This window comes from Lysinibacillus sp. FSL W8-0992, from assembly GCF_038008685.1.
GTDB lineage: Bacteria > Bacillota > Bacilli > Bacillales_A > Planococcaceae > Lysinibacillus.
This window is the reverse complement of sequence record NZ_JBBOZQ010000002.1, coordinates 1-12,310: the sequence shown is the minus strand read 5'-3', so window position 1 is coordinate 12,310 and position 12,310 is coordinate 1. Positions and strand designations below refer to the sequence as shown.

General features: G+C 36.3%; 20 protein-coding genes. All 20 read right to left on the bottom strand.

Translation table 11 applies throughout. The annotated features are described in order from the left end of the window. Positions 1 to 128 precede the first annotated feature (128 nt). Positions 129 to 440, bottom strand: a complete 312-nt coding sequence (gene gpG, locus NSQ74_RS23065; RefSeq protein ID WP_340826588.1) for a phage tail assembly chaperone G — start codon at positions 438 to 440, stop codon at positions 129 to 131. Between the two features lie 72 nt (positions 441 to 512). Continuing rightward, a complete protein-coding gene (locus NSQ74_RS23060; RefSeq protein ID WP_340826586.1) occupies positions 513 to 1,094 on the bottom strand; it encodes a major tail protein in 582 nt (193 codons plus the stop codon). Between the two features lie 20 nt (positions 1,095 to 1,114). After that, positions 1,115 to 1,459, bottom strand: a complete 345-nt coding sequence (locus NSQ74_RS23055; protein ID WP_340826584.1) for a hypothetical protein — start codon at positions 1,457 to 1,459, stop codon at positions 1,115 to 1,117. Beyond that, the gene (locus NSQ74_RS23050) at positions 1,456 to 1,860 is read right to left on the bottom strand and encodes an HK97-gp10 family putative phage morphogenesis protein (protein WP_340826583.1); all 405 of its coding nucleotides are present in this window, start codon (positions 1,858 to 1,860) and stop codon (positions 1,456 to 1,458) included. Before NSQ74_RS23050 ends, NSQ74_RS23055 begins: the two co-directional genes overlap by 4 nt. Next, a complete protein-coding gene (locus NSQ74_RS23045; protein ID WP_340826581.1) occupies positions 1,861 to 2,193 on the bottom strand; it encodes a phage head closure protein in 333 nt (110 codons plus the stop codon). Next, positions 2,171 to 2,503 carry a head-tail connector protein gene (locus NSQ74_RS23040; RefSeq protein WP_340826580.1) on the bottom strand — a complete coding sequence of 111 codons (333 nt, stop codon included), beginning with the start codon at positions 2,501 to 2,503 and terminating at the stop codon, positions 2,171 to 2,173. Before NSQ74_RS23040 ends, NSQ74_RS23045 begins: the two co-directional genes overlap by 23 nt. Then, complete coding sequence (locus tag NSQ74_RS23035; protein ID WP_340826579.1) at positions 2,503 to 2,736, bottom strand: hypothetical protein; 234 nt, start codon at positions 2,734 to 2,736, stop codon at positions 2,503 to 2,505. Before NSQ74_RS23035 ends, NSQ74_RS23040 begins: the two co-directional genes overlap by 1 nt. Positions 2,737 to 2,781: 45 nt before the next feature. Next, positions 2,782 to 3,924, bottom strand: a complete 1,143-nt coding sequence (locus tag NSQ74_RS23030; RefSeq protein WP_340826578.1) for a phage major capsid protein — start codon at positions 3,922 to 3,924, stop codon at positions 2,782 to 2,784. Positions 3,925 to 3,937: 13 nt separating this feature from the next. Continuing rightward, positions 3,938 to 4,669 (bottom strand): head maturation protease, ClpP-related, encoded by a 732-nt coding sequence (locus NSQ74_RS23025; RefSeq protein WP_340826577.1) that lies wholly within the window; start codon positions 4,667 to 4,669, stop codon positions 3,938 to 3,940. Continuing rightward, positions 4,662 to 5,903 carry a phage portal protein gene (locus NSQ74_RS23020; RefSeq protein WP_340826576.1) on the bottom strand — a complete coding sequence of 414 codons (1,242 nt, stop codon included), beginning with the start codon at positions 5,901 to 5,903 and terminating at the stop codon, positions 4,662 to 4,664. Before NSQ74_RS23020 ends, NSQ74_RS23025 begins: the two co-directional genes overlap by 8 nt. A gap of 14 nt (positions 5,904 to 5,917) precedes the next feature. Next, positions 5,918 to 7,621, bottom strand: coding sequence for a terminase large subunit (locus NSQ74_RS23015; protein ID WP_340826575.1), 1,704 nt, complete (start codon positions 7,619 to 7,621; stop codon positions 5,918 to 5,920). Beyond that, complete coding sequence (locus NSQ74_RS23010; protein ID WP_340826574.1) at positions 7,618 to 8,136, bottom strand: phage terminase small subunit P27 family; 519 nt, start codon at positions 8,134 to 8,136, stop codon at positions 7,618 to 7,620. The genes NSQ74_RS23015 and NSQ74_RS23010 overlap by 4 nt, the downstream gene beginning before the upstream one ends. 124 nt (positions 8,137 to 8,260) lie before the next feature. Continuing rightward, positions 8,261 to 8,632: an HNH endonuclease gene (locus NSQ74_RS23005; RefSeq protein WP_340826571.1), complete on the bottom strand. Its 372-nt coding sequence runs from the start codon at positions 8,630 to 8,632 to the stop codon at positions 8,261 to 8,263. Between the two features lie 308 nt (positions 8,633 to 8,940). Beyond that, positions 8,941 to 9,216, bottom strand: a complete 276-nt coding sequence (locus tag NSQ74_RS23000; RefSeq protein WP_340826570.1) for a hypothetical protein — start codon at positions 9,214 to 9,216, stop codon at positions 8,941 to 8,943. 101 nt (positions 9,217 to 9,317) lie between these two features. Then, positions 9,318 to 9,569: a hypothetical protein gene (locus NSQ74_RS22995; protein ID WP_340826569.1), complete on the bottom strand. Its 252-nt coding sequence runs from the start codon at positions 9,567 to 9,569 to the stop codon at positions 9,318 to 9,320. 66 nt (positions 9,570 to 9,635) lie between these two features. After that, positions 9,636 to 10,631, bottom strand: coding sequence for a hypothetical protein (locus NSQ74_RS22990; protein ID WP_340823350.1), 996 nt, complete (start codon positions 10,629 to 10,631; stop codon positions 9,636 to 9,638). A 265-nt stretch (positions 10,632 to 10,896) separates the two neighbouring features. Next, positions 10,897 to 11,298: a hypothetical protein gene (locus tag NSQ74_RS22985; RefSeq protein WP_340823349.1), complete on the bottom strand. Its 402-nt coding sequence runs from the start codon at positions 11,296 to 11,298 to the stop codon at positions 10,897 to 10,899. 30 nt (positions 11,299 to 11,328) lie between these two features. Continuing rightward, positions 11,329 to 11,649: a hypothetical protein gene (locus tag NSQ74_RS22980; protein WP_340823348.1), complete on the bottom strand. Its 321-nt coding sequence runs from the start codon at positions 11,647 to 11,649 to the stop codon at positions 11,329 to 11,331. A gap of 52 nt (positions 11,650 to 11,701) precedes the next feature. Continuing rightward, positions 11,702 to 11,923, bottom strand: coding sequence for a hypothetical protein (locus NSQ74_RS22975; protein ID WP_340823347.1), 222 nt, complete (start codon positions 11,921 to 11,923; stop codon positions 11,702 to 11,704). Positions 11,924 to 11,990: 67 nt separating this feature from the next. Further along, positions 11,991 to 12,275 carry a hypothetical protein gene (locus tag NSQ74_RS22970; protein ID WP_340823346.1) on the bottom strand — a complete coding sequence of 95 codons (285 nt, stop codon included), beginning with the start codon at positions 12,273 to 12,275 and terminating at the stop codon, positions 11,991 to 11,993. Positions 12,276 to 12,310 lie beyond the last annotated feature (35 nt).

Genomic DNA, 12,310 nt, shown 5'->3' with positions numbered 1-12,310 from the left:
TTCTTCATATTCATCTGAAAGTTCGAACCAAAAATGAATGTCCATTTCATCAATTTCATGTAACTTATAACCTTCTTTTAATAAGCTCTTATAAAATTGTTTGATGCTTTGATATGGACTTAGATTACTTACTTTCCCTCATCATCTGTGGAAGGCGCTGTTTCAAGACCACCAATATTAAGTACGCTGTTGAATACACGCATTAAATCTGATTGTAATTGTCCCAATTCCATACCATCCCACATATCGTCCACCGTGAATTGATTTTCGAAAACACTCACAACAAAACCAATCATGTCATCGAATGTATCTAAAGTAATTTCATTTCCTGCTTCTTTCATTTTTTCGTTCATTTTCAATGCATTTCGAAATACTCGCGCTTTAATAAAATCGTTAGTAAAAGTTTTCTCTTTTCCATCAATCAACATTGTAATTTGCATTTTTCATCCATCCTTTTCGTTAGTTACGTAATTTTATTTAAAAGAAAAGAAGCCCTCGAAAGGACTTCTGAATTAAGGTGTAGGTACTGCATCTGTCGGTTTCTTCACAGAGGCAAAGAATGTTTCAGCGGTTGCTGTAACGCCTGTGTCACGTGTATCAACTGTGTGTTTAATGATTCCATCAATCAAAGGCAACGCCTCACCACTGAATGGATATGTTTTATAGTTTGTTTCACCTTTTTTACGTGTAGCGTTCGATTCTTCACCTGGCTTTAATTTAGCTTTTAATAACCAGACCAATTTAGATCCTGATTCAAAACCGACAGCAATTGCATTTGGTGTATCATTTGCGTTTGTGATAATACCACCATCTGCAGACTTTTTATGGCCGTACCAATCAATCAATACTTCTGTTGGTAAATCTGCTGTTTCACCTGCAATCGTAATAGAGTCCATTTGTGATTCTTGGTCAACAACTCGATCTCCAGCATCTAGTGATGCTTCTGAAAAGTTAGGTGTTAAAGTTAAAGAAATAGGCATCGTTAATGTTTTAACGTCACCCCATGTTTCAGTTGATTCATTTGTCAGAAGTGCGTAGTGAATTCTTTTTAAACTTATTTTCTGTGGTTTTTCATTTACCGTTGTAGCTGCCATTTACATGACCTCCTAATATTTTAATATTCATCAAAAAAGACGAATCGTATCACTTTATTAAAGTGCGAATCGCCTTCTTGTTTTGGTGCATCGTATTCAAATGTTCGTTCATAGCCTGCTGATTCCATTAATCTTTTGATGCCCTCCACAAGCTGATAGTAGTTGGTTTTTGACCAAACGTTGACTTGTATAAGTCGTTCTGTTTCTAACTCTCTATCTGCTGCTTCAAAAGATGGATTTGCATTAACTTCTAAGAACGTAATATATTGATCTGGGATTTTGGAACCTGTTGGAACGCTGTTAAAAATGACTGGCAAGTTTAATGACGAAAGTGTTTTTGGAATATGTTCAACAATATCAATCATAATCTCAACACCTTTTTAATTTCATCAGCCATAGCATTTATTGCAGTATCTTTACTTTTTTCAAGACCACGTGTGAAAAATGGATTTGGTGCTGTAGCTCCCCATGTTACTAATTGACGCTTGCCATTTTTCAAAGCGTATTTACTTCCTGCGGAACGTCCGAACTCAACTAAATGCGAATGATAAGCTCCTCCAGTGTGAACCTTAGCTTCTCCATCTTTTGCACGTTTAGCTTTGATATTCGACTTTAATGTTCCATCATCTACAGGCGCTTCTTCAATAACAGCTTCTTTGACAATCTTAGCCGCCTTATTAATAGCTCTGTTTTCATCAGCTTCTTCTAGTGGTAGATTCAACAGATTCTGCATTATAGCTTCCATTCCTTGCATTTCTAGGCGCACTTACAACACCTCCATAACAATGATTGTGAGCCACTGGTTACGTTCATCATCATTCACTAGCGATTCAATTTCATAAAGCTTACCTGCTATTTCAACACGCATTTCCTCATGAATATCGTTTCGATAACGAATACCAACAACACGTTTACCTTGCCATTGGGTAGCATCTGAATTAAATACTTTGTAACCTTTTTGCGACTTCACTTCTGCCCATAACTTTTTATATGGAGTCCAATCTTGACTAGGCCAACCATTTACAATTTGTCCTGGTGGGTTATAGAACGTAACACGTTTATTTAAACGAGCAGCATTATTGTTGTACTGATAGTTCATCAGGATTCACCCACTTCAATTGCAGAATCATCGACTGTAAACCGTATGGAATAGGCTGTTGAGCCGTTTTAATTGTGGAAGGCGTATTTGCTATACGATTCTCATAAAAGTGTGTAGCGAGCATCATAACAGCTAAACGATGCTGTGCAAATACCTCTTTGCCCTCCACAGACAAATAGTAGTCAGTTGGCTGCTTAACCCCTGCATTTTCAAGGTAGTACTGTGCTGATTGAATAAAAGTAGAAAGGGAACGATTTTCATCATCCCCATCAATTCGCAAATATTCTTTTAGTTCATCCAGTAACTCCATTAAGCATCACTCTTTTCATCTGTGGAAGGCTCTTTAGGCGTTTGCTTTGAAGTAGCCTTTTTAGGCTCCTCTACAGCTTTTAAGAATGCTACCCCATATTCTTCATGGACTTCTGTTAAAGCCTCAGCACGTGCCTTATTTAGCTTTTTACCATCGGCTGGATAGTTGTCACCCACTTCATAAACATGGCCGTCATGGTTTTTTTCTTGAAATCGATTAATTACTTTGTACATGCAGTTCACCTTCTTTCGTTAAAATAAAAACCCCTATTCCTTTTATTAAGGAGTAGGAGTTACTTCTGCGATACGGAATGCAGATTTTAATTTAATTCGGTGGTCAAACCATGCTGTAAGAACAAATGCATTTACACCTGTTTTAACATCTTTATCTGTTTCGTATAAGACATTTAGATCATAGTTAAGGTGCGCGTATGAGAAGTCACCAACAATTGGCTTTGTTGCAGCATCTACAAACACAACTGGCTTACCTAAAATTTGTTCAGGTTGTGCAGCATAAAGTGTCGCATTACCATTTGCTAGTGTTTCAATAATCGTTGAGTAATCAGCGAAAGTCATTACGATTTTTGCATTTTCACGATAATCTTCATGTAAGTCTGCAATTGCAGCTTTGATTGCTTTGTATAAATTAGCTCCTTCTACTTTCTTAATAGCGTTTTGAGTTGAATAGAAGCTCATGTGTTCTTCACCCGCTTTTGGTGATGCAGCAAACTGTACTTTCTTCTCCTTTGCAGCTAAACCTGATCGTAATGAATTTTCAACATGTGATACTAAATTTGTATGAGTGCCTGCAAGGACAGTTTCTGATACGCCTGCAAATACTTTAGATTTAAAACGGCCAAACGTTACTGTTGAACCTTCTAGTTTCAATTCTTTTGCTGTTTCAGTATCCGCAATGAAATCATCATCATCAATCGTGTACGATAGTTTTGGGATTTCTAAATTCGGCACACTTGTCACAGTTACTAAGTCACGCATTGGATTTTTTACTAATGGCTCAGTGATAATTTCTTGTGCCACTGTTTTCGGTAAGAACTTTTCGCCACCAGTTGCTGGACTTGTATTATCTCCTAATGCAGCATAAACCTCTTGTTCAACAGGTCGATTACGCACAGTTGAGCGAACCAAAGTTGCAAACGCTTCTGTACGTTTTTGTTTCGGATCATCAATTTGAGCTAGTGGATTTTGAGCAAACTTCGCTTTTTGTTCATCCTCCATTTGGTCATGTTGCGCTTTAATCACATCAAAACGAGCTTGCATATCTGCTTTTTGTTCTTGTAAAGCTTTAATTTCCTCACGTGTTGCCTGCGGATCAATTGCTTTTGCTGTTAAATCTGTATCAATTTTCGCTACTTGTTGACCAATAGTGGCCATATTTTGTTTTAATTCGTATAATGTCGGCATTTAAATGCCCTCCTTAGATTATATTAATAGATTTTAAGTAAGTTAGATTCGCCTTCGAATCCGCAATAATAGCATCGCGTTCTTCATTTGATAAAAAATCTAAAACCATTTCTTTTAAAGCGTAAGGCATATTTCTAAAAGTCCCTTTATGCTTGTCATCAATTAAAGCAACGGCTTGGTTAGGACCTTCTATAACGTCACAAAGACCAATATCATACGCTTGTTGTGCTGATAACCAAGTTTCCTCGTCCATCATGCGTCGAATTTCTTCTTCAGATGTTTTTCCACCGATTTTAGCTATATATGTTTCTACTTGCATTTCATTAATGCGTTCCAAATCATCAGCAACCTTTCGTAATTCGTTTGAATTTCCGAAAGCACCCATCATAGCATTATGAACCATCAACATTGCGTTAGAAGGCATTCGTACTTCATCACAACAAGAAACAATATCACTAGCGATTGATGCTGCTAAAGCATCTACATGTGCGATTGTACGAGCTTTATGTCGCTTCAACATGTTTCCTATTGCAATTCCTTCAAATACAGAACCACCAGGACTGTTTACATATACATGGAGTTCATTTACTTCGCCAACCATATCTAATTTTTCTTTGAATGCAACAGACGACATTTCACCAAATTCTTCCCATGCATAAGGTGTAATTTCGCCCAAAATAAAAACATCTGCTGACTTACCATCAACCGATGCTTTAACATCAAAAAATGTTTTCTTTTTATTCACCTTTATCACCTCCTTCCACAGTAGTTGAGGTAGCAGCAGAGGACTTACGCAATACTGGATCCATTTCCTGTGGATATAAGTCACCCGAAATCCATAGTTCGCTAGCCATACTTCCTTTAGGGGCTAAATCTTCTAGCATTCGTACCTCATCTGGTGTCATTGCACCACAACGTATCATTGCTTGATAAAAAGCTGTACGAGCAGCTGTATCGCCTCGCAAAAGACCTCCAAGGTTGAATTTAAAGTACATTCCTTGTTTTCGGTCAGCTTTCGTTAGTAATTTCCGATTAAATTCATGTTCATATTGGCGTACAATCGGCAACAACGTCATGTTTACGAATTGAATCATTAACTGTTCATTAGATGCCATTGTTCCGCCTTCCACATCATTTAAGAAGGATACTGGCACATTAAAAACATTGGCTACCCTTGAGCGCGTTATCCGCTCTGATGCCAATGTATCGGATGCAAAATATTGTTTTTTGAGTTCAGTTAATTCGACACCAGGTTCTTGGAATAAGATACCACCATTTTCTGCATAAAATCGTTTAAAATCTGCAATAATACGATCCCGTTTATCTGTATCAACATTAGCTGCATATTTCAAAATGAACGATTCTTTTTTCTCCATTTCAGATAAGCTAAATTCTTGAACAGCTTTATCGTACTTAATAGTGTTGGCCAATACTTTTAGTGGCGATAAACCCCGTATGCGTGCTGGACCACGAATGTGTTTTACATGAAGCATATCGGTATTTGCAACATACATTGTTTGTTGCTCGCCTCTAACTTGATACCAAAGTAAACCATCATCTTTATTGATAAATTCAGTAACACACGATGAATCCAGTGGAACAATTTCATTTGGTCGCAGCCGTATATCACGTAAAATAATCGCGTAGCCATTACCAGTTTCATTTCTGCTTACTTCTAAAGCATTTAATAAATCAAAGCTACTCATATTTTGGTTTGGTTCATTTATGAGTACATCTGAAATATCGTTTTGTATCACATCGTAATTTTGATGTAATTTAATAGGTAGTGCTGAAATTGTATTAGCAAGCCGACTTATAACACTAAATATCGTTTCATTCGTTGCTAATTGGCTGTTGTCGATTCCCCAAAAGGTTCGTCCAAACCAATTGGAGAAATCCCATGTGGAACCCTTCCAACCTGTACTAGCTCCTGCATATGCCAAGTACGCTGTAGTTTTAATTCGTTGCCATAGTTTCAATTTCTCACCTCCTTCTATAAATCATGAATAGAAATAAAGCTGATATTTCCATCTCCACTTTCAAATGTTGCATATCTTGCTTGGACGAATGCTGTAATAACAGCAGCAATAGGATCTATTCGCTCACGCGACTTTGATTTTGAAAGCTTTATACTCTCGTTAGCTGCCATTTCAGCAATTGCATTACCGACTGCCCAAGATAATACTTTGTCACCAACATGAGTGATTTTCTTTTGATGTTCATTATTTTGATACACGTAGTCTCTAAATTCCTTCGTAGGCTCGGATAATGTAGGGAAACCTTGTCGGACTTCAACAATTGTTAGCCCATAGTTAGCCATGTTTTGAGCAAATTGTGTGGCACCATATGGATCGTAGCAAAATAGAATAACATTCAATTCATTGTTATTAATGAAATCCATTATCCACTGCTCTACATAGCTATAATCGACTACCGCGCCAGGAGTAACATCCATCCAACCTTCCTCTATCCAAACATCATACGGCACTTTATCTTTTGCTCTTCGCTCTGCTAATGCTTCTTCAGGCATAAACGAGTGTTGTCCAACATGAAAACCATATTCTGTAGAGAAAACATATCCTACTGAAGTTAAGTCAATCTTTTTAGATAAATCGACTCCTATATAAACATCACGGCCATTCATCTCGAAGGCTTCGATTTCACCCGCTTTCCACTTATTCGCAGGTATGTAGCCCCCTTCTTTCATGTCCACCCATATATTCATTGTTTTTGTTAAGAATGACCGCATCTTTTCAGGGACATCCAAAGCAGTTTTTAAATCAGAACGAATAGAGGCAAGTCCTTCTTCGTATGTAGCTACAATAGGGTTTGCCTTAATCCAATTACTCTCATCCTTAATGTCATCCCCTGGATCTAATTCGCAAATGATGCCAAAGTAATCATCATTCTCTGTATCATCATCGGGATTCAAAATACGCGATACATATTGGTATTCAACAAAACATGGCCGACTTAAATCAAATCCTGCTGTAGTAATGACAAACATCAAAGGCTCCTTACGAGCAACCATCCCTGAAAGCAATACATCATATATTTCAGATGTAAGATGATTATGGTATTCGTCCACAATTCCTACTGATGGGTTTTTACCATCACCTGTTTTACGTGTCTCGCGTGATAAAGGAACAATGACAGAACCATTGTTAAAAACTTCAATTTTTCCGTATGCTTCTTTCCATCTTCCTTGAAGTAGATCACTCGAATTAATTCCATCACGAACAGCAATATATACCTCATCTGATTGGTCTTTTTGCCATCCAGCAATGTACATACGTTGTTTTTCATCACCAAGGAAGGCAATGTATGAACCTACGATTGCTAAGAATTGAGATTTTGCATTTTTACGTGCTAGTTGAATGTAAACTTTACGGAAACGACGGGCACCATTTCGTTTCTTTTTAAAACAAAAGATATTTACAGATATAAAGAGTTGGAAATCATTAAGTTGAACCTTTTCACCTGCTAATACACCTTCAACGTGTTCAAACTCATTGGCCCACCAATAGAAATCCTCGGCCACTTCTTCATCAAAATAAAAAGGACTGTCATCATTTTGACAATCCTCATAGTCTTTTAAGAAGCGTTGTATGGCCCATTTATGTTTAATACTAGCCTTAATTTTTCCGCTTATAATATCATCACAATAATTAAATACACGTTCTAAAACCCAATTCATAACCTATCACCAAACCGCTTTTGCGCCTCGCTTTTGCCCTCCACAGTTGAAGGGGAAGGGATAACCAATTTCAAGCGAGATGTAATAGTAAGACCAAGATCAGCAGCTGCAGAACGGCATTCGTTAAACAATGTATTTTTGGTACGTTGTAGTTTTGGGTAATCCTCATTTGCAATCACTATTTTCTTACCGTTTTCCTGCTCGATTGTTTCAGTTGGCTTTATTTTTCGTATATCTTTCACCAGCTGTAAATACTGATGTTTTGAGTCCAAGTATCTTGCTAACGAATCAACATCAAGCTCGCTAAATATTTCAAGAGCCACAAGCCTTTCAGCAATATCTGTAAATTCCTTTTTTTGTGTTGCAGTTAAATACGTTGGAATTTCAATATTTTCTGTAGGCCCGCGCATCTTTTCTTCATGATTTTGACGCTTTTTTATTTCGTCCTTTGTTAAATGCTTAGACCGACCATTCCCTAGAATCACTTGCAACGGCTGCTTATTTCGACCTGCCATACTATCACCTCACTTTCATATTTCGTTGGATTTCAGAAAAATATTTTAAAAACGGGTTTTTCTGCGCGGAAAACGGACATCCGGTGTAGGACGCTTTCGCTAAGTAAAGTGAAATAGAGGGGGGCTATCCCTCTTTTCTCTCCAAACCTGTCTTCTTGTTGTGACATGACTGACAAAGTAGTTGTAAATTATCTTCATCTAATCTTTTATTCCAGTTTTGTTTGATTGGAATGATGTGATCCACTATGGTTCCGACTGTGATTCGTTTTTGATTGAGACATTCAAAACACAATCCGTTATCACGAATTCGAATCAAATCCCGTGCTCGTTTCCAAGCTGCAGAATGGTAGAATTGTTTGCTTCGGTCACTTCGATGATACTTATCGTAATAGCGATTGTTTTCAGCTTTGGCTGTCTTGTGTAGGTCACAGTAGCCTTCACGAGTTAGCTGTCCACATCCGGGCTTGTTACATGGACGTAAAGGTTTACTGTTCATGTGCTGCCATCTCATGTTTGATGGTATCCATGCGATCCTTGATGTCTGCCTTTAGCTTAGACTCTTCTTGCTTCAACTGCTCTAGCATGTCACCATTAGCCCACTTCATCTTGCGGTGTAACTCTCGCATCTTGGCTTGAAGCTTACGTATCGATTCGTCTGTATAAAAACAGACATACTCACGTCCACAGCTAGGACAGGTGAAGTATGTCTTTTCGATTGAGTTATGAAGTTTTTCTTTATTAAAGTGTTCGACATAAAACTTGTGACCGCATGACTTGTTACACTTTGCGTAAATTGGTTCCATGTTATTCACTGCCTTCTATTCTTGTTGGAAGTTCATCATCTAGTTTAAGAACACGCTCAACATCACATAAACAAATAGACATTCCATTTAGTCTTTTAAGTTCCAACATGTGTTCTAGTATTTCAATTTGCTTTGTCGATAGTTCTGTACATTCATTGGAATCGATTGCATCCAACTCATCAGCCAACGCACCAGCATGCTTTGCGATTGCTCGTAGCTTTAATTTAGATTTGTCATCGAAGTTTAAGTTGATTGAAATATCTCCTACTCTCGACATCGTTCATCCCTCCTAGTTTTTAGTGAATGGTGGTTTAATATTTACTGGTGGTCTTTCTTTAACTGTAATTGATTTAACAATCATTGTTCAGCCCTCCCCAATTAAATGATGTCATGTATTGCTGTAGCACTACCGAATGAAAGACCAAAGATACGCACCTTACTATTCATCACATGGACTAATTCATCACTGTACGCATTCATATAAAATTGTTCTTTAGCATCAAATGAAATCGTTGGCACCGCGATTGCTTCTTTGATTCCTTCTGCTTCAATGCCCACAAATACAAACGATGCTTCTTCTTCACGCGCTGCCTTAAATGTATTGATTAAATTTTGTTTAGTTAATTTCATTCCATAGCCCTCCACAATTCATAATTAATTGCATAATAAAAAGCCAGCTCAAATTAATGAACTAGCTTAATCAGTTTTACTCCCAATGTCTGCTAAAAACTTTTCTACAGCATTAAGATACCCTATATTTTCTTTTAAACTATTCTCCATAAGACTAATAAATTCTTTTTGGTCACTTGATTTTAATTCTTCAAACATTTTATTAATACCTAAGCTAGTTAAATATGCTTGGACACTTCCGGCAGAACCCATATTAGCACCCCTGACGTAAGTCCATTTTTCCTTTGCATTAGTCATCCCATCACTAATTCTAACATCAGCTAAAATGCGATATAATTTATTTTTATCTTCCTTACTTAGATCTATATTCAAATAAATAGAATTTAAGAAAGCATAATTCAAAACTTGTGGTACCAATCCTAATTCAGGGAAGACATTACTAAAATAAGATTCTAAAGATAAAAGATGTGCGGTTGAATTGTTTTGATTAGTATCAAAGTAATCATCAAGTAAACCTAATTTTGAATTTTGAATTTCTTGCCCCTTTTTTAATTCCTCTATTTCATTTTTAATAAGAGGTATTTGTTCTTTTAAATATGTTGCAGATTTGTTCATTATTTCACTAGATTCAGATATTCTTTTATAGTCTAAATTTTTACTAACGGATTCTATTCTAAATGCTGCTTCTGCAATTTTTTCACTAGAAAGGTTACTTGACAAGGTTTGAAATAATGTAAAACCTATAGCAACTACAGCTAAAATAATTGAAACAATAGTACCTGCAAATCCCCAATGACTAATTACATTCTTATCGCCACTATATTGATAAGTAAATAGGCTGATTGCTCCAAGACAAAATAGTAACAACCAATATAAAATATCTTTCTTTTTAATCCATCCGGTAAATGTTTTTTCCTTTTCTTTTTCCTCTTTATTAGCTCTCTCTTTGTCATTAGATGAACTTTTCATAATCATAGCAATAACAAATAGAGAACAACCTAGAAAAAACGGTACTAATAATAACTGCCAAGCTTCAATTTCAATTAATACTATATCTTCCATAACATGCTCCTTCTACAACAAATATTAGTAGATTATACATTATTTGTTGCATAAAAGGAACAATGAAGAGACTACCAATTCGATAGCCTCTCCGTAGTGTTGACGACTCCGCAATCGTCTATTAAGTTGTATGCATGTTTCTTAGAATCAACCGTACATGCGAACGCCGATTATTGTAAGGAAATTTTGTACGCATTTCCGTGCGCTTTTTGACATTACCATCATATAACGGTTTTTCAATAGATTCTATTCAACTTACTGGGTGTCAGTAAAGTGAAAGTTTTATTTCGTGTGCGAAACGAATCATTTTAGCAATTTCCGCATGCTTCTTATATATGTAGCTGGCACTGTAGTTTAATTCCTCTGCGATGTCTTCAAGTGTCAGTCCATCCACATACTTTAGTTTTAGGATCTTGTGGTCCAGTCCTTTGAATTTACTAATGAGCTTAATGAAGTTTTCACGTTCTTTTTCTTTGATTTGTAATTCATTTTTAATGCGTTCAATACGTTCTTCAAGTTTGGCACCGTCTGAATCAGCAGTTAGTTTTACACCCATTAAGTCGCCTTGCACCCAACGCTTTAATTCTTTTTGCGATTGTTCGAGATTAAATTCTAGGCGCGCAATATCATCTTCTATTTTGCTGTAATCCCGCAACCATTCATACATGTGCAGCACCTACCTTGTTTGTTTATTTCACTAATAAATGATTTTCTTTATAAGGTGACGAGGTTTCCTATTAATAACTTGATTTTTAATCATCGGCCTTTTCAAATCTAATTTGTATAACATTTGCCTTTTGTTTATCATCCGTTCCATTTTTTCAATATCTATTTCTGTAATAAATTCGTTCATGGTGTTAAAAATTTTCATTGCATTATCTACAATTACATCAAAAGTTACGACTAGATTCCTCAGGCTATCTTTAAAGGCTTCGACACTTATGCCTGTAAGTTCTGCAAGAAAGATAATTTCTTCTTCATGTTTTTCAATGAAATTTTCAAATTCTTGTTGGTTCATCACTAACCTCCAATTTCCTCAAATTGTTCAGTAACTACTTCCGGTGGAATGCTTAGGAAAAATTGTCGATAACTTTCGTATTGTAACTATCGATACCACCCAATAGAATAATTCGGCTTAAACATTCGTCCTCATCATCGTTTTGAAAAATAACACGACCATTTCTAATATCTATAATCTGATATGTTTGCTCATAATCATTTCCAACCAACAAGAAATGGTATCGCGTAGCTGTAACATTGTGCCCTTGAAATTGCCATAACTTATTATTCAAATCACCAACCCCATTCTTTGCTTAACATAATGTTTCAATTGTAGATACTCCTCATGTTCAAGTTTAATTAAAATAGCGATATTTGTTCTTTTCCAAAAACCTCTAAATAAGAACTTTTCATCGATTCAAGTAGATCTCGATATTCACGTTTTGGTATATGCATTTGAGCGCCGTTATCTCCGAAAAATTGAACATAATCATATTCATAAAGTTCTTCTATTGATTCGCAATAACCGATTTTTCTAGGGATAAAATCTTGTCCATCAAAGTAACCTCGATAGCAAGAATCCGGGCTGATATAACCTTCGCTGGATCTATTAAAAGCAAAAATAAAAATTCTTTCTTGCAGCATTCTCTATCCCTCCTAATTACTGAACAAAATTTTTC